This window comes from Catenovulum sp. SX2 (genome assembly GCF_052056295.1).
Taxonomy (GTDB): Bacteria; Pseudomonadota; Gammaproteobacteria; order Enterobacterales; family Alteromonadaceae; genus Catenovulum.
This window is the reverse complement of the sequence record NZ_CP182494.1, coordinates 78,418-104,180: the sequence shown is the minus strand read 5'-3', so window position 1 is coordinate 104,180 and position 25,763 is coordinate 78,418. Positions and strand designations below refer to the sequence as shown.

17 protein-coding genes are annotated in these 25,763 nt (G+C 40.0%); 5 read left to right on the top strand and 12 right to left on the bottom strand.

What is annotated here, in order from left to right; all coding sequences use genetic code 11:
- Positions 1-21: 21 nt before the first annotated feature.
- Positions 22-1,368 (bottom strand): phosphomannomutase, encoded by a 1,347-nt coding sequence (locus ACMZOO_RS17895; RefSeq protein ID WP_440906597.1) that lies wholly within the window; start codon positions 1,366-1,368, stop codon positions 22-24.
- A gap of 358 nt (positions 1,369-1,726) precedes the next feature.
- Here ACMZOO_RS17895 and ACMZOO_RS17890 point away from each other — a divergent pair, with 358 nt between their 5' ends.
- Entirely contained in the window at positions 1,727-3,508 is a 1,782-nt protein-coding gene (locus ACMZOO_RS17890) for an arylsulfatase (RefSeq protein WP_440906596.1), read from the top strand.
- 278 nt (positions 3,509-3,786) lie between these two features.
- Positions 3,787-5,121 (top strand): cellulase family glycosylhydrolase, encoded by a 1,335-nt coding sequence (locus ACMZOO_RS17885; protein WP_440906595.1) that lies wholly within the window; start codon positions 3,787-3,789, stop codon positions 5,119-5,121.
- Positions 5,122-5,183: 62 nt separating this feature from the next.
- Here the strand turns inward: ACMZOO_RS17885 and manD are convergent, their stop codons facing one another.
- Genes manD through ACMZOO_RS17850 form a run of 7 tightly spaced genes read right to left on the bottom strand, consistent with a single transcriptional unit; the run spans position 5,184 to position 15,251 of the window.
- Complete coding sequence (gene manD, locus ACMZOO_RS17880; RefSeq protein WP_440906594.1) at positions 5,184-6,392, bottom strand: D-mannonate dehydratase ManD; 1,209 nt, start codon at positions 6,390-6,392, stop codon at positions 5,184-5,186.
- Between the two features lie 16 nt (positions 6,393-6,408).
- Positions 6,409-7,689, bottom strand: a complete 1,281-nt coding sequence (locus ACMZOO_RS17875; protein WP_440906593.1) for a TRAP transporter large permease — start codon at positions 7,687-7,689, stop codon at positions 6,409-6,411.
- A complete protein-coding gene (locus ACMZOO_RS17870; protein WP_440906592.1) occupies positions 7,689-8,162 on the bottom strand; it encodes a TRAP transporter small permease in 474 nt (157 codons plus the stop codon). The genes ACMZOO_RS17875 and ACMZOO_RS17870 overlap by 1 nt, the downstream gene beginning before the upstream one ends.
- Positions 8,155-9,138, bottom strand: a complete 984-nt coding sequence (locus ACMZOO_RS17865) for a C4-dicarboxylate TRAP transporter substrate-binding protein (protein WP_440906591.1) — start codon at positions 9,136-9,138, stop codon at positions 8,155-8,157. Before ACMZOO_RS17865 ends, ACMZOO_RS17870 begins: the two co-directional genes overlap by 8 nt.
- Positions 9,139-9,141: 3 nt before the next feature.
- Positions 9,142-11,334, bottom strand: a complete 2,193-nt coding sequence (locus ACMZOO_RS17860) for an alpha-glucuronidase family glycosyl hydrolase (protein WP_440906590.1) — start codon at positions 11,332-11,334, stop codon at positions 9,142-9,144.
- Between the two features lie 10 nt (positions 11,335-11,344).
- Positions 11,345-14,083 carry a beta-galactosidase GalB gene (gene galB, locus ACMZOO_RS17855; protein WP_440906589.1) on the bottom strand — a complete coding sequence of 913 codons (2,739 nt, stop codon included), beginning with the start codon at positions 14,081-14,083 and terminating at the stop codon, positions 11,345-11,347.
- Positions 14,084-14,099: 16 nt separating this feature from the next.
- Positions 14,100-15,251 carry an endo-1,4-beta-xylanase gene (locus tag ACMZOO_RS17850; RefSeq protein WP_440906588.1) on the bottom strand — a complete coding sequence of 384 codons (1,152 nt, stop codon included), beginning with the start codon at positions 15,249-15,251 and terminating at the stop codon, positions 14,100-14,102.
- A gap of 250 nt (positions 15,252-15,501) precedes the next feature.
- On the opposite strand from ACMZOO_RS17850, the gene ACMZOO_RS17845 reads away from it, so the two are divergent.
- The 3 genes from ACMZOO_RS17845 to ACMZOO_RS17835 all read left to right on the top strand — a co-directional run bounded on the left by ACMZOO_RS17845 (position 15,502) and on the right by ACMZOO_RS17835 (position 22,156).
- Positions 15,502-16,836 carry a glycoside-pentoside-hexuronide (GPH):cation symporter gene (locus tag ACMZOO_RS17845; protein WP_440906587.1) on the top strand — a complete coding sequence of 445 codons (1,335 nt, stop codon included), beginning with the start codon at positions 15,502-15,504 and terminating at the stop codon, positions 16,834-16,836.
- A 349-nt stretch (positions 16,837-17,185) separates the two neighbouring features.
- Entirely contained in the window at positions 17,186-20,551 is a 3,366-nt protein-coding gene (locus tag ACMZOO_RS17840; RefSeq protein WP_440906586.1) for a TonB-dependent receptor, read from the top strand.
- A 102-nt stretch (positions 20,552-20,653) separates the two neighbouring features.
- Positions 20,654-22,156 carry a tryptophan halogenase family protein gene (locus ACMZOO_RS17835; RefSeq protein ID WP_440906585.1) on the top strand — a complete coding sequence of 501 codons (1,503 nt, stop codon included), beginning with the start codon at positions 20,654-20,656 and terminating at the stop codon, positions 22,154-22,156.
- A gap of 60 nt (positions 22,157-22,216) precedes the next feature.
- On the opposite strand, the gene ACMZOO_RS17830 is transcribed toward ACMZOO_RS17835, so the two are convergent.
- The 4 genes from ACMZOO_RS17830 to ACMZOO_RS17815 form a co-directional block, all read right to left on the bottom strand.
- Entirely contained in the window at positions 22,217-23,086 is an 870-nt protein-coding gene (locus tag ACMZOO_RS17830) for a DUF2971 domain-containing protein (protein ID WP_440906584.1), read from the bottom strand.
- 94 nt (positions 23,087-23,180) lie between these two features.
- Complete coding sequence (locus ACMZOO_RS17825) at positions 23,181-24,203, bottom strand: DUF4062 domain-containing protein (RefSeq protein WP_440906583.1); 1,023 nt, start codon at positions 24,201-24,203, stop codon at positions 23,181-23,183.
- Between the two features lie 110 nt (positions 24,204-24,313).
- Entirely contained in the window at positions 24,314-24,946 is a 633-nt protein-coding gene (locus ACMZOO_RS17820) for a hypothetical protein (RefSeq protein ID WP_440906582.1), read from the bottom strand.
- A 61-nt stretch (positions 24,947-25,007) separates the two neighbouring features.
- Complete coding sequence (locus tag ACMZOO_RS17815; protein WP_440906581.1) at positions 25,008-25,547, bottom strand: hypothetical protein; 540 nt, start codon at positions 25,545-25,547, stop codon at positions 25,008-25,010.
- Positions 25,548-25,763: the final 216 nt, after the last annotated feature.

The following is a 25,763-nucleotide window of genomic DNA, read 5'->3' as shown; positions in this document are numbered from 1 at the left end:
CAAATTTTTGCTTAGCAACCACTAAGCTTTGATCAAATCACTTAATAACTGAGTTTTTTGTTGCATCAACTCAAGATCACCTTTGCTTTCAACATTGAGTCGTAATAAAGGTTCAGTGTTGGATGCTCGAACATTAAAACGCCAGTTAGCAAATGACAGACTTAAACCGTCGATTTCTTCAACCGACACAGCTTGCTCAGCAAAGGTATTTTTTAGCTTGGTGATGACGCTGGCTGAATCTGCAACCGTGAAGTTAATTTCGCCGCTACATGGATATGCTTGTTGTTGGCGGCGAACCAGTTCAGATAAAGCAACGTCTTTTTCACTGAGCAATTGGCAAATGAGTAACCAAGGAATATTGCCGTTGTCACAATAAGCAAAATCACGAAAATAGTGGTGTGCGCTCATTTCACCGCCATATACTGCATTCACTTCACGCATGGTCGCTTTAATAAAAGCGTGGCCAGTTTTACTCACTTGGCCTTTACCCTGATGATCTGCAATAATTTTCTGCGTGTTCCAACATAAACGCGGATCAAAAACGACCGTTTCACCTGGTGATTTTTCCAACATTGCTGCAGCTAACAAACCAACAATATAGTAGCCTTCAATAAAGTTACCGGTTTCATCAAAGACAAAACAACGGTCAAAATCACCATCCCAAGCAATGCCTAAATCGGCTTGGTGTTCAACCACAGCTTGTGCTGTGCTTAAGCGATTTTCCGGTAATAACGGATTAGGGACTCCATTCGGGAAAGTGCCATCTGCTTGATGGTTTATTTTGATAATATCGAACGGTAAAGCATCTTCTAATAAGTCAACAATTGCACCTGCCCCACCGTTACCTGCGTTAACCACCAACTTGAGCGGCTTCAATTTGTTTAGTTGGATGTAAGATAATAAGTGAGCTTTATAAGCGGGTTTAAAATCAGCCGAATAAGTATTACCCGTTTTGTTTACTGTATTAAAGTCTGTCGTTTCAACTTTACTTCGAATCGCATTTAATTGAATAGAATCTAATGGCTTAGCACCAGCTGAAACAAATTTCATGCCGTTATAATCTTGTGGATTATGGCTAGCTGTTACACAAACACCCGCATCAAAACTGCCAGACTGCGCGGCAAAATAAATTTCTTCTGTGCCACAAGTACCAATAAAAGTAACATCACAACCTTGCTGTTTTATGCCTTGCATTAACGCATCTGATAACTCTGGCCCAGTTAAACGTATATCATGGCCAACCACTATATGCTTAGCATTCAGTTCATCCACCAATGCACGACCAATATTAAAAGCAATATCTGCGTTTAGCTCAGACGGTACTTTTCCTCTAACATCGTATGCCTTAAAACAAGTTAGCTGTGTCACCCAAAACTCCAGAATAAATTCAAAAGACCAACAAAATGTAACCGAATACATTAAATTTGGCAAATTGTTTTTTTGCGATGAATCGGCCGCCCGCAGCAAAAGACAAAATAAAGCACATACTGTAAAACTAGACAAAAATAAAGATAAAAATTTTAAATACAACAATTTAAATAGAGATCCTAGAAAATAAATCAGTTAATAACCGAGCAAAAAAGATGTTAAAAATAAAATTAAAAAACACAAAACATTTACATTTATCACTAACAAGCTTATCTTATTGGTTATTTTACTAGCTTAACACAGTAATACATGTAACCGGTTTTATTTAAAATAAGCTATACTAAAGGTGTAACTATTTATGTTTTATAAAGTTTTAATTATTTTATCTGTGTGTTTGTCAGCACATACAGTCGATTGTTTTGCACAAAACAAACCGAATCTAGTAGTTATCATGGCCGATGATCTAGGTTGGGGAGACATAAGTTTAAACGGCAACAAACAAGTGCAAACACCAAATATTGATAGCATTGCTAACAATGGCGCTCAGTTTGACACCTTTTTAGTCAGCCCTGTTTGTTCACCTTCGCGAGCCGCTTTGTTAACCGGTCGTCACGCATTAAAAACCGGTGTGTACAGCGTAACCCGTGGCGGCGACAAAATGCGTACGAGTGAAGTAACCCTAGCTGAAATGCTAAAACAACAGGGTTATGCAACAGGCGCTTTTGGCAAATGGCACAATGGCGCTCACTATCCTCACAACGCCAATGGCCAAGGTTTTGATGACTTTGTTGGTTTTTCCGATGGCCATCAAACTTTGTATTTTGATCCTGTGTTAGAACACAATCAAAATAAGATCAAAACTAACGGCTATATTGCAGATGTGACCAGCGACTATGCGATAGATTTTATTAAACAAAATCAACACCAGCCATTTTTTGCCTTTTTACCCATTAACACCCCGCATAGTCCGTTTGAATTACCGCAACAACTATTTGCTAAATATAAACAACAAGGTTTGTCTGACTTAGATGCATCGATTTATGGCATGGTCGAAAACATTGATGACAATGTCGGTAAAGTGCTAACAACACTCAAAAAGCTCAAACTGATAGACAATACTATAGTGGTATTTATGTCGGATAATGGCCCGGCTTTTCCACATGGCAACAAGCGTTTTAATGGCAATTTAAAAGGCCACAAAGGCAAAGTTGATTTAGGTGGTATTCTGTCGCCTTTGCACCTTCAATATCCGGCTAAACTGGCCGGCAAAACTAAAGTTGTTCAACCTATTCAACACATAGATTTAGTGCCAACTTTATTAGATTTAATGTCACTGCAGCCAACTGAAAAGATTGATTTTGATGGCATTTCAATGGCCGGTGACATGCTAAAACCTACAGCTGAAATAGTCCCTAGATTGTTATACACCCACCATTTTAGAAACACTCAAAGGCGTAACCAGCAAGCCATTCTTCCTAACCCTGCATCTGTCCTGTACTACCCATGGTTTGCTGTATTTGAAACAGATCAAACATGGCGTTTATTTAATATTGCAGATGACAAAATCCAAAGCTTAGATGTAGCAGCAACTCATAAAAACCAACTGGATAAAATGCGCAGTGCCTATATGGATTGGTACCTGGAAGCCAGTCGTGATCTAGCAGAAATACCGACACATATTGGCCATGCAAAGCATAACAAAGTCGAACTTGCAGCACATGAAGGCCATATATCAGGTTTGGGAATAGACTACGCAAACAAAGCTGGCTGGGCACATGATTCGATTAATGTAACAGAGCCACAACACGCCATTATCGATTTTCCGCTCAAGGTTGTTGCTGCAGGACGCTATCAAATGCGTTTGCGCTACAACAGCGAACAGCAAGTTGAAGAGAATAGTATTCAACTGAGAATTCACCACCAAAACTGTTTAGTTAAAACACTTGCTGCAACCAAGCCCAACGTTCAGCTAGGCCAGCGTTTGTATTATACCGACGAAGCGGTAGAACAAAGCTGGGGCTACTCTGAACCTTGTGAATTTGAATTGCCACCAACAACAGACAAATTATTAATTCAGTTTAAAAAATCACCAAAAACGCCACTTGCAATTAAAGCTGTCGAGATAACTCAAATTCTTTAATTTATCTCTTTATGGCCTGTTACATTTTGCAGGCCGATTTATATAGCCAAGGATAAAATGCAAACAAGTTACACTAATAACTTGTCCTTTGATTCAGTATACGCAACCCCACAAGATACTGTTTTAATTACAATAAAATAAAAAACACCAGTCATAAAACACAACAAAAATGTAAATTAAGTTACAATGAATTTACATTTTGATCTTTAAAAATATACCGGTTACATTAAATAAGCATTAACACCTACACACTCACATTTAACAATTAGGGGATTAAAATGAAAGTTAAAGCTTTAGGTTTGGCGATAGCACTAGGATTAACTTCAGCGTCACAAGCACTTGCTGGTTTTTATGTACAAAACGGTAACTTGTACGAAGGCAATGGCAGTCAATTTGTGATGCGCGGCGTTAACCACGCGCACACTTGGTACACAAGCCAATTAACCAATTCGTTGCAAGGAATAGCTTCGTATAACGCCAACACAGTTAGAGTGGTTTTAAGTAATGGCCACAGATGGACATATAACTCTGCAAGCGAAGTAGCCAATATTATTCAACAAGCTAAAGATAATAATCTTATCGCGGTATTAGAAGTACACGACACCACAGGTTATGGTGAAGACGGTGCCGCAAGTACACTTGCAAGCGCTGTAGATTATTGGATTGCCATCAAAGATCAGCTAATCGGCCAAGAAGACTATGTAATCATCAATATAGGTAACGAACCATTTGGCAACAATGTTAGCGCATCACAATGGGTTAACGAGCACAACACTGCCATTAGTCGCTTACGCAATGCAGGTTTTACTCACACGTTTATGGTTGACGCGCCAAACTGGGGGCAAGATTGGCAAAATATTATGCGTGACAATGCATCAAGCGTGTTTAATGCCGATCCACAACAAAATATCGTTTTTAGTGTACATATGTACGAAGTATATGGCTCGTACACTGCTGTAAACAATTATATGGCAGCTTTTGACAGCGCTAATTTACCTTTAGTTATTGGTGAATTTGCCTCAACTCATAAAGGCTCGAATGTAGACGAAGCAGCCATTATGGAACGCGCACAAGCATATCAAATGGGCTATTTAGGTTGGTCGTGGTCAGGTAACGATGCTTCAACGGCTGACTTAGATATAGTCAACAACTGGAATAACTCTAGTTTATCTAGTTGGGGCAATACGTTAATTCATGGTAGTAACGGTATTAGTAGCACAAGTACGTTAGCGTCAATTTATACAGGCTCTACAGGTGGCGGCAACGGTGGTAACAACGGCTACCCTACTTGTTCATCATCAGCCGTAGATCCTGACGGCGATGGCTGGGGTTGGGAAAACAATCAAACTTGTGTTGTAGATAACTCGAATTCAGGTGGCTCTAACAGTTACCCAACTTGTTCATCATCGGCGGCAGATCCTGACGGTGACGGCTGGGGCTGGGAAAATAACCAAAGCTGCATAGTTGATACATCGTCTTCGAATAATCAAGCGACCCACGCCAACAATGGCTACCCATATTGTAGCTCTAGCTCAGTTGATCCAGACGGTGATGGCTGGGGGTGGGAAAACAGCTCATCTTGCGTCGTTCGCGGTTCATCTGCTGACAGTTAAGCGGTACACAAAGATTACCTTTATTTTACTTTACTTGAGGCAGGCTCAATTGAGCCTGCTTATTACCAATGCCACAAAGTACCATCTTCTAATCTATTTACCGGTAAACAAGCACGTTTATATGGGTATTTTCTCGCTTCTTCTTCGTCAATATCAACACCATGCCCAATAGTTTCACCTGGGGTGAAAAAGCCGTCATTAAATTGGTAAGCGCGAGTAAATACAGATTCCATCAGCTCTGAATGCGGCATATGTTCTTGAATGCCAAAGTTGGGGATCGAATAATCAAAATGTAGCGCTGCGCCCATACACACAGGTGATAAATCTGTTGCGCCGTGACAACCTGTTTTTATATGGTACAAACTGGCTAAATCAGCAATTCGCCTTAATTGACTGATACCACCAGCATGCACAACGGTTGAGCGTATATAGTCAATTAACTGATTTTGTATCAGGTCTTTGCAATCGTGAATTGAGTTAAACACTTCACCAACCGCGATTGGTGTAGTTGTGTGTTGGCGGATCAGTTTAAAACCTTCTTGATTCTCAGCGGCGACAGGATCTTCCATCCAGAATAAATGATAAGGCTCTAATTCTTTGCCTAAACGAGCCGCTTCAATTGGCGTTAACCTGTGGTGAACATCATGCAATAAATGAATGTCATCACCATATTGTTCGCGTACCGCATTAAATAATTTAGGGGTAAAGTTTAAATATTTTTCAGTTGACCAAACGGTTTCGGTCGGTAAATCGGCATCTGCTGGCTCGTACTTTTGCCCTTGTTTAGCAACACCATATGTGCTTTTAACCCCAGGAATACCCGACTGTACTCGAATTGCTTTATAACCTAAATCAATTGCCTGCCCTACTGCATCTAATGTTTCAGCAATATCTCGACCATTTGCATGGGTGTAAACCATAATTTGGTCGCGGCTACGTCCACCTAATAATTGATACAAGGGCATATTGGCAGCTTTAGCTTTTATATCCCACAAAGCTGTATCTACTGCTGCAAGTGCGGTCATGCCAATTGGCCCTCTGCGCCAATACGCACCTCGATAAATATATTGCCAAATATCTTCAATTCGGTGGGCGTCTTTACCAATTAACATAGGTGCAATGTAATCTTGTAAATAACTCACTACTGATTTTTCACGACCGTTTAAGGTGGCGTCACCTATGCCATACAAACCTTGATCAGTGACAATTTTTAAGGTGACAAAATTACGCCCAGGCGAACACACAATCACGCGAACATCAGTTATTTTCATTATTTATTATCCATTACTAAAAAACTAAATTAGGTAAAAACATCACTATAGTTGGGAACAGCGCCAACAATACAACTAGTACCACAACCGCTAGATAAAAAGGCATAGCATCACGCAAAAACTTGTCTAGCGGACACTGCATTATGTTGCACACAGTATACATAGCCACCCCCACCGGCGGTGTTGTGCCACCAAAAGTGACAACTATCATCATAAGCACACCAAAATGAACTGGGTCTATGCCAACACTTTGCACTACTGGCACTAAAATGGGTGTTAATAATAATACAGTCACTGTGCCTTCCATTAGCATGCCAACACACAATAAAAACAGCAGACAGATTAGCAAAACTAATAAAGGGTTTTGACTGATACCTTGAATGCCTTGCGCCATACTGACAGGTAACTGCTCATAGGCAATTAAATAACCAATAATGCCAGACGCCAAAATAATCAACATCACCATACCAATGTCGTTGATGCTATCAACAAAAGCTTGTAGTAGTTTGCTAAAACTCAACTCGTGGTAAACAAAACGACCGACCAAAGCAGCGTACACCACAGCAAACGCGCCAGCTTCCGACGGGGTAAATATGCCAAAGCGAATAGTTACAATTAAAATAACAGGAAAGAGTAACGCCCAAATACAGGCTTTGCCTGCAGCCAATATCTCAGCCAATTTAGGTTTGTGATTATGCTTTTTATCTAGCTCAGTAAACTTAAACTTAGCGGTTAAATACACCACTAACATTAAAGTGAAGGTTAATAAAATACCGGGGACAATACCGGCTAAAAATAGCTGACCAATTGAAACGTTGCCCACATAACCATATAAAATCAAACCTATGCTTGGCGGTATGCAAGCTGTGATCAAAGCGCTGATACAAATAGCCGCTGCACTAAAACCTTGTGGCAAACCAGACTTAACCATAGGCTCGCCTAATACTCTTGCTTGCATTGCAGCGTCAGCAATGGCTGAGCCAGAAACACCGCCCATCAAGGCACTTAAAACTATGGTTACATGTGCTAAACCACCGGCAATCCAACACACTAATAAATTAGCAAAGTGGACCAACCTTTGGGTAATACCAGACATATTCATAACATGGCCAGCCACAATAAAAAATGGCACAGCTAATAACGGAAAACTTTGACTAGCAGCAACCATGCGTTGCACTGCCACCACCATAGGCAGCTGCTCTGCTAACAAAAAATAACCTAAACCAACAGCTAATAAAGTAAAAGCCAGTGGCATACCAATTAACAGAAAAAACAAAAACGCAGATAAATACAACATTATTTGCGTTCCTGTTTGTTAGCGATTAACTGAAACATTTGCCGCACCAAAGTAATTATCATAAGCCCAGCACCTACAGGTATGGCCAAACTCACCCAAGCGTAAGCAATATCGGTACTACCTAACTTTCTAAGCGAATTACTGCTAAATAACTGCATACCGTACACAAGTAAAATGGCCAATAACCCTAAGGCAAACACACTAAAAAACATCTGCAACAAACGCTGATTTTTTAGCGAAAAACGCTTAAATAACACATCAACCACAGCATGGTTGTGCTGTTTTAATGCCAGATCAGCACTTAACATACACAACCAAATAAACAACATTTGCGCTATTTCAACCGACCAAATAATAGGTTGAAAAAATGAGCGCATAATGGCTGCAACAAACACCAACAAAACAATTGCCATTAATAAGGCTACACATAGCTGTTGTTCAATTTTGTCTAACGCATTGAAAAACTTATTCATCAGCTAACAACTCATATACTTGTTTGCGCAATTGGCTATAACCCAAGTTTGTATAAACTTGCTCAGTCGCGTCGACAAAAGGTTGAATGTCTATTTGTTTAATCACCAAACCTTGCGCGCGCAATTTATTTTCAATTTGCTCTTCATTGCTTTTAACTAGATGAGTGGCAAAATCGCCAGCGGCTTTAGCACTGGTTAGCACTATCTGTTGTTGTTTAGAGTCAAGCGATTCAAACCAATCGGCGCTGGTAACTAATCCAGAAATCAGTTGAATATGCTGGGTTTTAGTCACATGGCTAGTTACCTCATATAAGCGACTGCCATAAATTGCATTATATTGAGCTTCAGCGGCATCTATCACCTTTTGCTGCAGCCCACTGTATACTTCAGCCCAACTTAACGGCGTCGCAGTTGCGCCCATAGCTTTAATTGATTCAATCCAAATTGGCGCTCCAACTGTGCGCATGCGAATGCCGGTTAAGTCACTCGGAGTATTAATCGGCTCTTGTGTAAGTAAATGGCGGCTACCTTGCCACCAATTAAACGCCAATATTTTGAGTTTATGCCGCTGTGATAACTGCTGTGTCCAACTATTAAATAAATCTGAATCAACCAGTTTGTTTAGCTGCGAAATATCCTGCAATAAATAAGGTGCACCTAGTACACCTAATTGATGCTGATAGTTAGACAAACGCCCACCGTCAGACAACACAGCGACATTCGCTCCAAGCATGGCTTGTTCTAAAATATCGTCATCGTTACCAAGCTGCGATCCAACAAAAATACGGATCTGTATTTGTTGATTAGTTTGTTGCTCAACCAATTGTTTAAACCGTTCAAGCCCAAGATACATAGGATCATGCGAGCTTAACGAGGTAACAAGATTTAACTGTTTTTCAATTTGCGCGGCTGTGCTTACAAATACACAGCTGAATAAACACAAGCCGCAAATGACTGAGCTAACAAACCTATTCACAAATTAATGCCCTTGACCCGGTGCATACGGAAATTGCATTTGTTTATATTCGGTTAAATTGCCCTGTGGTTGCTCTAACCCATGCGGAATTGGCTTATTAGAAAACTGTTGGAAATACAATACACAAGCATTGCGCCACCAAATCGCTTCTTTCACATGAATGTTATTCGCCATTTGAACTTGCTTAAATTGCAATGGATCTAACTTAGCTTGCAAACTATTCCACTCTTGTTGGATATGTTTTACTTGTTCAACGCCCAAATAATATCTATGCACTAGCTCATCCCATAAGCTTCTGCCGCTCGATGCAATTGTGTGATCCCAAGGTAAATGGTGAAACCAAAGGAGATATTTTTCAGGCGTAGTTGCAGGGTTAGCCAACTGCTGTTTGATTGGCGAAAAATACTGCTCTACCGCGTTAACACCAGTCGGCGAACGGTTAAAACCCAAACCTTGTTTACTCGCATTGTGATAATAAACCGGTGTCCAATCAGCTCTACCTAAATTATCCACCCAAGGTGCTGGGCCATAATGGTGGCCTGTGCCCATAATATGATGCAAACCTAGTGGCGTCATATAATTCACCGTCGCTTCGTGCGACAGCATCATTAACTCAGTTATTTGTTTAGCGACAGCTTGTTCTTGGGTGAGTGTCATCTTCACCCACTCCTGTGCAATTGTTTCCGCTGACAAAGAATAATCCCACGCCATGCGGCCAAATACGTACCAGTTCGACTGTAAAATTATATGCCCAGTCCAATTTCTATCACTGCCAATATTGGCCACACCCGCCATGCCTGTGAGTTTATATGGGTGTACTTCGCCAGCAACCACTTTGCCAACCGTAGACCCTTGCCCTTTGGCATAAGTATCTGTATCTAACACTTCTTGATACATAGGCCCTAAATAAACGAAATGTGTGCTAAAACCTAAATACTCCATGGTAATTTGAAATTCCATCATCATAGGTGTTTTAGGTGTTGCGCCAAATAATGGGCTAACAGGCTCGCGCGGTTGGAAATCAATTGGGCCATTTTTTACTTGTACCAAAACGTTATCGCGAAACTTTCCGTCTAGCGGTTTAAACTCTGAATAGGCTTGTTTTGAGCGCTCTTCGTTTTTTTCATTGGCATAAACAAATGCTCGCCACATTACAGCACCATTATATTTAGCTAAAGCGTCTGCCAGCATGTTTGCACCTTGTGCATGCGTGCGACCATAATCTCCCGGCCCTGGTTGGCCTTCAGAGTTTGCTTTAACTAAAAATCCACCAAAATCAGGAATAAGCTGATAAATTTCATCAACTTTGTTGTGCCACCAGTGTTTAACATCCGCGTTAAGGGGATCTGAGGTTGCTAACCCACCTAAAGATTGCGGCGAGCTAAATTTAACCGACAAATACACTTTAATGCCGTAAGGCCTAAATATATCCGCAAGTGCTTTTACTTTTTGCAAATAGGCTGGCGTTAACATAATCGGGTTGGCATTTACATTGTTTAAGACTGTGCCATTAATACCAATTGACGCATTAGCGCGCGCATAGTCTGTATACTTTTGGTAGTGGTAATCAGGTAATTTGTGCCAATCCCAAATAGACTGCCCTGCAAAGCCGCGTTCAACATGGCGATCAGGATTATCCCAGTGGTTAAGCACACGCAATTTAGTTTTAGGGTTAGAAACTAAATTAATATCAGCAAGTTTCTCACCCGTTTGTACTAAACGGATCAAGTGAAAAGTGCCGTATAAAGCGCCAACATCCGTGTCGGCTGCCACCAACAACAACTTTTTACCTTGATAAGAAACTTGTTTAATTAAATACCCTTCGGCATTTACTTGCTCGCCCGCTAATTTAATTTTGGGCAGTTGTTTTTGCAGCTCAGCAAAAGTGCCAACCAATAAATTAGTTGTGCGAATGCTCATACTCTTGGAAGTTTTGCCGAATAAGCCAGTGAAAGCATATTCAAGCTCATCGCGAATCACCTGAGCTGTCGACGACTGACCTAACACTTGCCAATTCGCTAGTTGATTTTGATAACCCTGACGTTTGTTGTGATCGTTAATTAAATCGTATTTCAGCCATAACCTATAGCCGTCTTCTCCCGTTACTATACTAGATGCATTGGCACTGGTTGCCAGCAATAAAACTAATAAAGGGGTAAATAATTTATTACCTAAAAAACCAAAAATAAACTGCATGATAAATCTCTTATTTTGTTTCGATCTGAATAGAAGCGCCAACTAACCCCTTTGATTTAGCGATTAGTTTAAAACCTCCATCTGTGCCTTGTTTAGCTTTTACAATTACCAGAGCTAAGCCATTAAAAGCGTTGCGCTCTGGCGAAGGAAACGGAGTAAAATCAGTCGAATCGCCATTATCAGTTGCGACAATTTCGCCATTGCCTTCAACACTAAATTCCAACCAATTGTTAGCAGTTGGCACAGTTAAACCGTTTTTGTCCTGAACTCTAGCTGTGATAAAAGTTAAATCTTTACCATCATTTTTAATGCTACTGCGATCAGCCGTCAGCTGAATTTTATTCGCGGATTCTGTAGTAGAAACACTGGTAGTCGCCCAAGTTTTGCCATTTTTGTACGCAACGGCCGTTAAGCTACCCGGTTGATAAACCACATCGTCAAAACGCAATCTGTATTGATAAGCTTGTTTTTGTTTACGCCCTAACGATTGACCATTTAAAAACAGTTCAACTTCATCACCCGATGTAAATATGTGTACTGGTGTTACCTTGCCAATGCGCTCTGGCCAATTCCAATGTGGCAAAATATGCACCATGGCAAAATCTGGTCGCCAGTGTGCTTGATATAAATAGAACCTATCTTTTTTGAATCCAGCTAAGTCGATAATGCCGTTGTACGAACTGCGCGAAGAATAATAAGGAGTTGGTTCACCTAAATAGTCCCAACCAGTCCAAACAAATTCGCCCGCAACAAAGGGGTGGCTTTCAACTGATTTAAATACTTTGTCAGCCGATGAGCCAAAATCAACCGCATAAAGCTCGTAACTACTTACTTGATGAACTTTAGAATCACCACCCATGCCATCACGCACTGGCGAGCTTATTTTGTCGGTAACTGGGAAGGTGTAAAAACCACGACTACTCAGCGCCGATGCGGTTTCACTGCCAATAATTACTTTGTCTGGGTGTGCTTGGTGATACGGAATATATTGAGGTTTAGTTTTGATCCTGTTTTTAACTTCAGCAAAGATCGGATCTTGGCGTATACCCTCCCCTTGATAATTGAGGTTAATTACATCCATACCATTGGCGAACGGCATGTCAGGTTTGGCCCAGTTTTTAGAAGCTGTGGTTGGTCTGTGCGGGTCTTCACTTTTAACAATATCAGTTAATTTTTGCGCCAATTGATAACCAGCCAGTCCTTCGTATTGTTCACCCACTTCATTGCCAATACTCCACATGATAACTGATGGATGGTTATAATCGCGGCGCACCAATGCGCGCATATCTTGTTCATGCCAGTCATCAAAAATTAGATGGAAATCATGTGGTGTTTTTTTCTTTTGCCACACATCAAATGACTCATCGACAACCAAAAAGCCCATTTGATCTGTTAAATCAAGTAATTCAGGCGCTGGTGGATTGTGCGCCATGCGAATAGCGTTTACGCCCATTTCCTGCAATAGCTCAAGCTGACGCTCTGCAGCACGACGGTTAAATGCAGCGCCTAATGCACCTAAATCATGGTGTTGGTTAACCCCTTTGAGTTTAATCAGTTCACCGTTAACTAATACGCCAGCATTAGCATCAAACTCTAAGGTACGAATGCCAAAAGGCGTCGAATATTCATCTATTACTTGTCCATTAAGCCAAACCTTATTAACCAAGGTATACATATGCGGAGTTTGTTGTGGTTTTGGCCCCCAAAGTTTAGGGGATGGAATATCAATTAACTTAACCAAACTGCTTGAGCTAACAGCTGCAGCATTGACGAATTGCGGCTCAAGGCTAACAACAGCTTTACCTGTTATGTTAGCTTGTTGATTGAGCTCAAATATTTGAGTTGAAATACCAAGGGTTTGGTTTTTATCACTATTATTTTTAACTGACAGCTGTAGTTGAATTTGAGCAGAATTGTCCGTCACACTTAAGGTATCAACTTTTGTTCCCCACTGTTCAATATGCAGCGGCTGAGTTTTAGTTAACCAAACATTGCGATACAAACCACCACCCGGATACCAACGCGAAGAATGGTTAGGGTTATCTAAGCGAATAGCTAATTGGTTATCGCCAGCAAAATTTATGTAGTCAGTTAAATCAAGTTGATAAGAAGCGTAACCAAAGGGCCAACCACCAACTAAATGGCCGTTTAACCACACCATTGAATACGACATAGCGCCTTCAATATCTAGGTATATTTTTTTACCAATATCATTTTGGCTAAAGTTCAGCTTTTTACGATACCAAGCAACACCTGGGCTAGGTAATCGCCCCATACCACCACCTACAGTCGGGTTTTCGCCTTGATAAAAAGGCCCAGCAATTGCCCAATCGTGCGGTAAATTGACGCTTTGCCACTGGCTGTCGTTAAAGTCTGCTTGCACAAAGGCGAACTCACTGCCGGGATTACCCTCAGGTCGTTTATGCCATTTATTTTTATCCGCAATAAACTGATTGCCTGTAGGTAAAATCCAAGGTTTTAAAACGGACGATTGACTAACTACAGCAACGGCATCGGTTGGACGTGTATCAGCATCTTTAGCGTCGTTAAATGATTCAAACTCTGGTCGAACATCGTAAATTAACTGGTCGGCTTGTTCTGTGTTTTCATATTTATAAAACTGCCAATCTTGATTAAGTAAAATACGTTGTCGGGCTTGTTCACTAACCTGGTTGTTTTCTTGTTCTTTTGTCCTACTACATCCGCTCACAGCAAACAAGGCCACAACAACTAACAGATACTGATACATTTCTAACTACCTTGTTTTAGCTATTTTTAAAAATTGGACTTAATTCAATCAGCGCCTTTACCGCTGGTTTAGCTTGGTTTTTGCGGTCGAACAATAATGGGTAATCGGTACGACCTTTAATTGGCCAGCCGTTACGCCATGTTTGACCATCGTTAACTCCCCAAAAAGTGACACGTGAAATTGATTCTTTGTGTTTCGCTAAGATCTTGAACATATCCACTAACAATTGAGTAAATTCTTGTGACACCTCGTCCGGCAAACCTTTGCTATAAGGGTTAAACTCAGCTTGCAATTTGTAACTTAGCGAAATGTCAGCGCCTTGATTTTCAGCGCCAGGGAAACGAATAACCGTAATATCCACTTCAGTTAACATCACTTTTATCCCTAAGTTTTTGTAGGCGATAATCGAAGCTTCAAATTCAGATAAATCAGGGTTGGTTGTTAGTGAAGGTATGCTGTAATGCGCTTGCATACCAATAGCAGTAATTTTTGCGCCCTGTTGCTGTAGTTGTTGCACTAACTTAACCGCACCAGCGCGCTTTTTTGGCATCCATAAATTGTAGTCGTTGTAATATAGCTCAGCATTTGGGTCGGCTGCGTGAGCAAATTCAAAGGCTTTAGCTACATAGTCTTCGCCTAAAATTTGATACCATTTTGACTGGCGCATTGTTCCGTCTTCGTTGAGCGCTTCATTCACTACATCCCAAGCTTGGATTCGGCCTTTATAACGGCCAACAATGGTGTCAATATGGTTTTTTAAGCGGCTTAATAACAATTCTTTGCTGGCTGGATTGCCATTTTTATCTTCAAAAACCCAATTAGGCGTTTGTTGATGCCACAATAAAGTATGGCCAATAACAAACTGGTCATTCTGCTCAGCAAGTTCAACTAACTTGTCGGCCACAGTAAAATTAAACAGGCCTTCTGTTGGATGTATCTCTTCCCACTTCATTGAATTTTCAGCAGTAATAGCAGAAAACTCTTTGTTTGATACTTTTTGTGCGGCCAAGTCCCAACCCATAATTTGCGACTTGCTCAACGCAGTTCCGATATGAAACACATCTTTATATGCATCGCGTAAACTTGTTTGTTCTTCAGTTTTAGGTGTATTTGATGCACATGCGCTAATAGCCAATACAGCACAAAGTGCTAAATAGAATTTCTTCATTGTTACCTCAACATTATTGCCAACGACAGAATGTCAATTTGTTAAAATCAATTTAATAGTCAAATAAACTATAATGTAAATTTTCAGACTAATCTAGTGATATTTGCTAATAATTAAGAGATAAAATTCGATGAATACATTTACACTATAATTTTATGCGGATAAATTTACACAAAATGGTTTACATTTATTTAATACCAATATAGTTTGTATGACCATATAGTTTTATATTCAATAAAGGTAAAGTAGGATGTCGCAACAGCGCCTTTCAATAAAAGAAAAACTGGGTTATGGCTTAGGTGATACGGCTAGTAATATTGTTTTCCAAATTCTCGCCAATTTTATGCTGATATTTTATACCGATGTTTTTGGTATCAGTGCAGCAGCAGCTGGCACTTTAATGTTAGTTGTTAGATTATTTGATGGCGTAACAGATCCAATTATGGGTGGTATTGCCGACCGTACCAAAACACGTTTTGGTACCTATCGACCTTACTTATTATTAATGTCCATCCCTTATGGTGTACTCGCCGTTGTGGCTTTCACCACCCCAGACATAGCACAAGACAGCAAATTAATTTATGCCTATATAACCTACGCTTTACTAATGACTTGTTACACAGCTATCAATATCCCATATTCAGCTTTGGGTGGAGTAATGACCAGTGATCCTAAAGAGCGCGCATCACTGCAGTCTTTTAGATTTGCTATGGCTATGAGCGGTGGTGTTATTGTTGTTTGGGCTTTACCACAATTAGTTGATGCATTTGCAGATTTCGGCCAACAAGCTGGCTATCAATACGCGATGGCAGTATTAGCCACCTTAGCCGTGGTTTGTTTTCTTGTCTGCTTTATACTGACCAAAGAGCGCGAAGAAATTAAAGACACAAGCAAAACCAACATATTGCAAGATTTTGGCAACTTGTTTAAAAACGATCAGTGGTTACTGATGGTGATTATTACCGTGTTTGTATTAACCCTAATTGGTTTGCGATCTGCCATTGCACCGCATTACGTTAAATATTATTTAGGTGACGAGTCGCTCACCAGCAGCTTTTTAACCGCTGGTATGCTTGCGTCAGTTATTGGTGCTTTAGCCACTCACTTTCTTTCACAAAAATTTGGTAAAAAGCCATTATTTCAATTTGGTTTGATTATTGGTGTATTAAGCCACGCTGCCTTGTATTTTGTACCAGCCAGCCAAGTTAGTTTAATTTTCGCATGTTTTATAATCGCTAACTTTGTACACATGATAGTTACGCCGCTGATGTTTTCTATGATTGCGGATACAGTAGATTATGGCCATTTAAAAACCGGTAAAAAAACCATGGCCATGACCTTTTCCGGCCACTTATTAGCAATAAAACTCGGTTTCGCGATTGGTGGGGCTATGGCTGGTTGGATGTTAAGTGCCTACAACTATGTACCTAACCAGCAGCAAACAACTGAAGCGCTCACAGGTATATTGTTAGGTTTTGCCGCAATTCCAGCAGTTTTATTAACAATCGCGTATGTTGTTATGACTAAATACAACTTAACTGAAGGCAAGTTATTTCAAGTTCAAAGCGAGTTAGCTAAAAGTTAACATTCAAATTGCTCCAAGGTTTAACGGCTTGAGGTGCTCCCAACTCAAGTCGTCTTTTACCCCTTATAGTCACAAAAACTGCACTTTTCTTTACCCCTACTTCACATCAGCTCAATAAACATGCGTTAGCAGCTAGTAAAACAATCTTGTTTAATTCAAGTGACTATCAAAACTATGGTTAATTACCGATTGAAAACTTTAAAAAAAAGTAAATATTTTATTTATAGTCTTATTGACTAACGTGTAATAGTCAAATAAACTACTTCAAAAGTTATTAAGCTAGATGCTAATAGCTGCACGTAAACCAACTAAATACCCAAGCATAGGGTTGATACCACAAAGGTGTAACATGGCACAGACAAAAACAAAGACAAAAAGCTTTAACAAAAGCTTACTGACGTTAGCTGTACTCGGATTAATGCAACCTGCTCACGCCGCCGAAACGGGTGACGAACAAGCACCAGAAACCATAGAAGTTAAAGGTATTCGTGGCAGCTTGATTTCAGCACAAGCAATAAAAAGAGATGCAGACACATTCGTAGATTCAATTACTGCAACTGACATTGGTGCACTACCAGATTCAAGCGTACTAGAATCGCTTGCACGTGTACCTGGCGTTTCAATTGACCAATTTGCCACACCAAACGATCCAGACCACTTTTCCGCACAAGGTTCTGGCGCTGTTGTACGTGGTATGAGCCAAACGCGCAGTGAATTTAATGGTCGCGACTCGTTTTCAGCAACCAGTGGCCGTGGTTTAAGCTTCCAAGATGTATCGTCAACTTTGATGGCAGGTGTAGATGTTTATAAAAACCAAACGGCAGATATGATTGAAGGCGGTATCGCAGGTACTATTAGTTTGCGTACTCGCAAACCTTTTGATAGCGCAGGCCGTTTAGTGTCAGTAACGGTTGAAGGTAACTATGGTGACATGGCGCAAGAGTTAACACCTACCTTTGCTGGTTTATATAGTGATCGCTGGAAAACAAATTCTGGCGAATGGGGCTTTTTAATTAACGCATCTCGCTCTGAAATTGTTACCGCATCTGACGGTATTCAAACCAAACGTTTCGAATTTTACGATTTACAAAATTCAGTTGATGCTGGTTTTATCCCAGCTGATGCAAACTATTACACCTATGACGGCAGTTTTGCTGATATTCCTGATGGCGTAGAAGTTGGCGATCAAGGTATTTTAGTACCAGCAGGTTCTAGCTTAACATCGAAAAAAGATACCAATATACGTACCGGTATTGGCGGCGCAATTCAGTGGAAAAGCAACGATTCAAACATTCAAGCGACACTAGAATTTTTGCGCTCAAAAGCCAATTCATCTTGGAAAGAAAACGCACTTAAACACGATGCACAATATAACGAGCGTCGTGCGGGGCCAGGTGTTGACGAACAATGGACGATTGATAGCGACGGTGTTTTCCAAAGTGGTATATTGTCAGATCGCCATGATAACTGGCGTGGCGATGGCGACAAAGCACCTAACACTTATGGTTCATTCAGTAACTTCGGTTATCGCGTTTCATCCGATACTCGTTACCACAAAGAAGAAAATATCGTTGACGATTTATCCTTCAACGTAAAGTGGACAGCTACAGAAAACTTAAAACTAGAGTTTGATGTGCAGCATATCGAAGCAACCTCTGATATTGCTGACGTACAGTTAATTTTAGCTACGCATGCAGTACAAAATTACAATATTACTGGTGGTAGCGACGTTCCAACGCTCGAACTATTAAACCCTTGGTCGCGTTTTGATGAAAGTCGTATTCCAGAAGGTGATCACTATTCTAAAGATGCAAATTTCTTTACTAACCCTGGCCAATATACTGCACATGCTGCTATGGATCACTTTGGCCAAAGTGAAGGTGAATCAGACGCAATCAAAATAGATGCAGAGTATTTTATCGACGACAGCATATTTGCTTCAGTAAAATTTGGTGTGCGTTATCGTAAACGCGACCAAACTATTCGAATGACTCAGTATGACTGGGGTGCACTACAACCAATTTGGCAAGACGGTGGTGGCTGGTTAGATTCAGACTTAATTAAAAATTCTGGATTATCTGGTATATACGAAGCTAAAGATTGGAGCGATTTTTACCGCGGTGGAGTCCTTAGCATTGAAGGTGGCAACCAAATGCTTCACCCTACTGATGCATTTATGGAAGATTATGCCAACTGGGATACACGTTTAGTTCCGTTATTTACTTCCTGTACTGACTTTAGAATGGCACATGATAGATATGACGAAACCATAGACTATCAAGCTGGCGACGAATGTGTGCCGTTAGACAACTTAAATGGCTACTTTAAAGACAATGAAGTGAGTCACACAGTTGAAACCAACAAAGCAGCTTATGTACGGATTAACTTTGACACAGATGTGGCAAATCATAGAATTTCAGGTAACTTTGGTGCACGTTTAGTTGAATTAACCACAGAAACCGATGGTTACACAGTATTCCCAACTGTCAATGCAAGTAATCCAGCGCCTGCAGGTTGGGATCCGTACAACTACAATGTAGCCGATTATGATTTGTATTCTGGAGACGTAGAATTTTTAGGCGACCCGTACCACTATCTCCCACAAGAGCTTAAAGACTTCTCAAATGGTGCTTATTCACAAAACTTTGCTACCAGCAAAACCCGACGTATTTTGCCTAGCTTTAACGTAAAAGCAGAAATTACTGACGACTTGTTAGCGCGTTTTGCTGTGTCTAAAGCCATTGCGTTACCGGATATAGGTGATTTACGTAATTATACTCAATTGGGTACGATTTCTTACACCATAGGAACTAACTATTTAGAGCGTTTCGATACTTATGATGTAGATAATCCACATCCAGATGCACCGGCAGATTCGACTACAGGTTTACCAGTAGATGAAGATGGTGATGATATCGATGAACAACGCCGCGTTGATCCAGCAACAGTATCATTCGATGGCTGGAGTGGTAGCTCAGGTAATCCATTCTTAAAACCAATGGAATCAACCCAGTTTGATTTATCATTAGAATGGTATTTCTCAAACGACGGTTCATTAGTTTCTTCATTCTTCTACAAAGATTTAAGTAACTTCTTTATCAAAGGTGCGTACGATGCCGAGTTTACGAATCCGGTAACTGGCGTCACCCAGACAGCACGAGTAACAGGCCCAACTAATGGCGGCGAAGGTGTAATGAAAGGTGTGGAATTTAGCTACAATCAATTCTACTCGTTTTTACCAGCACCATTTGACGGTTTAGGTTTACAAGCCAACTACTCGTTTATTAAAGCTGAAGGTGTGCCAAACTCTAACTTAGACAATAGTGATGTAGCCAACGAAGGTGGCGGCGAAGCAAATGCAGCCTTTAAAGGTTCACTGCCATTACGTGGTCAGTCGGAGCATACAGCTAACTTAATTGGTATGTACGAAAAAGACGGTTGGTCGGCACGTATTGCCTATAAATGGCGTTCACGTTTCTTATTAACCTCTAAAGATGTTATCACTACCCTACCTATCTACAATGATGCGGAAGGTCAGTTAGATGCATCTTTATTCTATCAATTAACCGATAATATTAAGGTGGGTGTACAAGGGGTTAATTTAACCAACGAACAAACCAAAACTTTCCAACAGGTTGATAGTAATTTACAACTCGGTCGCTCTTGGTTTACCAAAGATAGACGCTATCAGTTAATCATGCGTGCTACTTTCTAATTAGTGGGGAAATAGCATATTGCGATTTGTGTTGTAGCAGGCTAAATTTTTTAGCCTGCTTTTTTGCTTTTAGCACCATTAGAAATTTAAGGTAGTTTAATAATGAACAAGAATAACCAAGCGATAAAAAATATTGTTATTTTAGGCGGTGGCACCGCAGGTTGGATGACAGCCGCTGCGCTTGGGCGTTTTTTAAATAACAGCTACCAAATAACCCTAGTGGAGTCAGACAATATCGGTAGTGTCGGTGTTGGTGAAGCGACCATTCCACAAATTCAAGTATTTAATAAAACCTTAGGCATAGACGAAGCCGACTTTGTTGCTAAAACCAAAGCCACTTTCAAACTCGGTATTGAGTTTGTTAATTGGGGACAACAAGGCGATAGTTATATTCATGGTTTTGGCCACTTAGGCCAAGATTTAAATGCAGTGCCGTTTCACCACTTTTGGTGGAAAGCCCGCCAATTAAACCTAGCTAAACCATTAGGTGAATACGCACTAAATTGCAAAGCCTCATGGCAGAACAAATTTATGCGCTCGATAGATGCTGGTAACTCACCGTTATCCGACATTGTTTACGCATATCAATTCGACGCGGGTTTATACGCTAATTATTTAAAAGAGTTTGCCTGTAAACATGGGATAAAACATAAAATAGCCGAAGTAGAAAGCACCCTACTCAAGCCTGAAAATGGCCATATTCAAACACTGACTTTAAAAAATGGCGAACAAATTAGCGCCGACTTGTTTATTGATTGCAGTGGCATGCGCGCATTATTAATAGATAAAGCACTCAAGGTTGGTTTTGAAAACTGGCAAGCCTGGCTCCCCTGCGATAGCGCATTAGCAGTAGCTAGTGAAAAACTCACACCACTGCCACCTTATACCAGAGCAACCGCACATTCTGCCGGTTGGCAATGGCGCATACCACTACAACACAGAACGGGTAATGGCCATGTATTTAGTAGCGAGTTTATGCAAGCAGAGCAAGCCGAAAAAATACTCATGCAAAACCTAGATAGCCCTGCAATTTCACAAGCTAAACTGATTAACTTTACCACAGGTAAACGCAAATCTTTTTGGCATAAAAACTGTGTTGCTATTGGTTTATCGAGCGGATTTATGGAGCCGCTTGAGTCTACCAGTATTCATTTAATTCAATCGGCTATTGCGCGTTTACTCGCATTCTTTCCTGACAAAAGCTTTAACCAAGCTAATATCAACGAATTTAATAAACAAACCCATTTTGAATACGACACCATACGCGACTTTATTATTTTGCATTACAAAGCAACTCAAAGAACAGACTCAGAATTTTGGCGCTACTGCAAAAACATGCCAGTACCTGACTCATTAGCCGAAAAATTTGAACTCTTTAATGCCAACGGCCATGTGTCGCGCAATAAAAATGAATTGTTTAGTGAAAACAGCTGGGTAGAAGTGTTATTTGGCCAAAATATCACACCAGATAGTTATCACCCATTAGTTGATATGATGTCGGAAACTGAACTGGCGAAAAACATAAACAGTATTGAGCAAGTAGTAAAACAATGTGTTGATTATATGCCAAGCCAGCAGGAGTATTTGCAGCATATTGGGGGCTGAGAAGTTATAACTGCTTATATCTGATCATACAGTTTATTTAGGCTTTACCTGACTGTAACGCTACACTCTATCGCCATATGGCTCAATACTGATGGAAAAGTCTTGTCGGTCAAAACAAGTAATATACGTTTTTGATTGTAAGCCTTTACTTTTTAGTAACCCGACCAAATCATTCTTTTTTTCTGGTGACATTTTTTGCCCAATAATAATTCTAGAGATGCATGAAGGATCATAGAAAGTCTTCTCATTTGAACAAATTAATCGCAGCTCATTTTCGTATTTCCAGTCTAGGTGCTTTGAAAACAACATTCTATCAGCGAATAATGGTTTTCCAGCGTCAATTACAGACTTTATATAGTCTGTAAACCCCAGATCTGTATAGTTAATAAGGGTGTAACCGCCAAAATCATCATTACTTTTCTGAGCAATCGACGCCAGTATTGGATCGAAGTCAAATTCTATAACAAAACCCCTTAGCCCATTAGAATAATGTGACCACATCAGACGACTCTCTAATGGTTTTATATTTGCGTCATGAGTCAAGCAATGAAATTTATTATTTTGCTTTTGTTTGATAATTTCCAGAACAATTACATTTAACGCTTCAGCCATTTCATGATAGTTTTCTTCGACAAGCGTCTCCAGCTGTTCTTCGCTAAAATCACCAATCACATAACTATTGCCCGTATCTGGACCACCAAATGTGATCCCCTCATTAGATAAAAGAAACGCTTTAAGTTGTGCAGAAGAAAGTTGCTTGAAGTCAAAATCTCCACTCTTTATGACTACTTCAAAGGGGTCATTAAACTTATCGACTTCACTAAACCAAAGATAGTTTTCGGACAAACCTTTAAAATTATGTTCCTCATCGCTAAAGAATCGATAAACTTTGTTTATTTTTTGTATATCCGTTTTTAAGCTTTCTTCCATAGATATAACACCTAGCTATTTTGAATTAAACTAACGCCCGCATTTGCGGCTGGTTTGGAGCGCAGCGGAAAACCAGTCCGACAAGATGCGCTTGTTAGATTTTTCGTATCGCTTTCAATGCAACAAGAAGATTGTCGCCTTTTTCAGTCAAGCACCAGTATGTTTTCTTATCCTTGACACTTCTATTTCTCTTGCTTTTTTGAATAAACCCTAGCGCACGAAACTGTACAATGATTGTGTCAAACACGTCATGCTCGAATGTGGTTGAAAGCTCGCGATTTCTGAACCCTTGTTGAGCACGCAGATTATCTTCTTCAGTTTTAACTAGGAGCTGCCTAAGACGAGCTTGCAGTGACTGCTCATCAGCCTCGTCTGCCATGAGGGGGGCGAGCGCGCCAAAAATAGTATTCCACGGTACTGCTGCGGTTAATTTAGCCTCATGGTATTCAAAATAATCTATCTTTGCCCTTCCTGTATATTCAAACTCAAAACAATCATCACCTTGCGAAAGTTCATCAGTATTCACGCCAGCTGAGGAGGTTGAGTTTAACTCCTCTTTCAACCGCTCAATTTCATTCTTGAGTTTTAGAATCTCTTGAGCCGAATCTTCGCTTGGTACGAGATCAGCTTTTACCCAGCCTACTGCAGGCGAACGCTTTTTAAGTTGAACAATACTCCGTCCAACAATGCCCGCGAGTTCCGCGGGACTCTCCCAAAACTTGCATAATTTTTTTTGAGCTAACTCTCTAAAAGAATCCAACTTTTTATTTAGCTCAGGATCCGATTCGGTAAACTTAGCGGGAATAGATCTAGGATCTTTATGCAAAAATGCAATGACAGGCTTCCCTGATTCAATTGCATAGCGATACTCCATTTCAGTGTATCCAATCCCTGACTCAGAACAGGACCCGTACCTTCCCGCCAGAACTAAAACGTAGTAATCACAATCATCAATTACTGACTTTATAAATGTCCACTGATCATCATCTGAAGCTGGAAATAACTCCATACCAATAGGAATGCAGTCAAGTTCCAATAAAGCTTGAATAACTTCCTTTCTTTCTTCTAGCAGATCAATATAAGTTGAACTTACGAATACTTGGTACTTTTTATCCATTCTGTTCTCTGAAAATCTAACGCCGCAATATGGGGCGCATAAAAGCTTGGCTAAAATTGGGAGCGAAGTGACGCCAGCCAAGCTTTTTGCGTCCCTTCATAATGGCTTTGTTAATTTTTTACATCAACGCCAATGCTAACAAGCAGCTTTTGTTGTGCTGTTTCAGTTGAAGACAATATAACTTTATAACCATGCTCAGTAACAGAAATTAATTTTTCTTCAGGGACTGACGATGCGTCTGGAGATTCGACAAATGCAACTTTTCGAATTTTGTCTGTAAGCTCAAATAATATAAGTTTTGATTGTTTAGGCAAATATAATCCGTGGATCATAACTGCTCTATCAATTGCTACCACATAATATTTTAAATCATTGGCGGTCTCTAAGTTACACACTTGCGCCCAATCATATTGTTTTCTGAACTTGTCCGATGAGGTTAACTTACCCCAACAATAAATAGTTAATTCACGCAGAAGAGTATCAATATCTTCAATTGCAGCAAGGGACTTTTTAAAGAATACTTCTCGGTACAAATTTTCGAGTTGTAGATGATGCTTTGTCTCTTCCAACGTATGTGCGAATTCATTTTTAATTGACTCTACTTTAAAAGTAATTCCTTCGATGTCTTCTTTGGTCGCTAAATTCTCTGCTTTTTTGGACAAATATTTAGGGATATAGAATTTACCCAAATAAATTACAATCGATAATGAAACTAAAATTAAGATATTCATCACTTCTAACATGAATAATACTTACCTCAAAAAACTAACGCCCGCTCAACAGGCACAAAATGCTTGGCTAAAATTAGCGACTAAGGAGCGCACGCCAAGCTTTTTGCGCCCTTTTGAGTAACTTGTGATGTTTTATTACCAAACGTGGTACTTTACGTGCTTTTCTCTTGTAAATACTGAGATATACGTAACTTCCAAACCCTACTAATAACCAAGCACTAGAAAACAGGCGAGTAGATGCCGCTTTGAATTTATTGTATTCAGCCTCACTTGAAATCCTCTCAAAATCACCTCTACTGAATATATATTTACCCATATCTTCGGTTACTCTACCGCCTTCAGTAATTACACCAGTGATAATAAAATTTAAAACAACATAAAATATAAGCATCAAACCAATTAAAATGATTTTATCATTTACATCAGTAAATAGGACTGAGGTTTTCCTACATCCCTTGGAAAACTTACCTATTAATGGCGGCATGACAAATAAATATAAGTGGCAAATAAACAGAATAGAAAAATGAAAGGCATTAACACCAAGGCTTGAGATAACATGTACGCAAGCTACAAAGCATAAATAGTATTTACTAATTAAGTATAAATTTAGCAATCAACTTTCCATAATACATAACAATTTAACATCGACCCACAGGGTCGTTTTTCAAATTTTAATAGTGATAACAAATAAATAGAATATACGCCAGTACTATTTTTCCAAAGCATCCGCTTTTCTATGTGTGGGATAAAAATGAGCGAATGGGTTATTTTCTTGACTATAGTAGAACCTGAACTTGCCCATTACTTTTAGGCCAAACTTGAATGTACG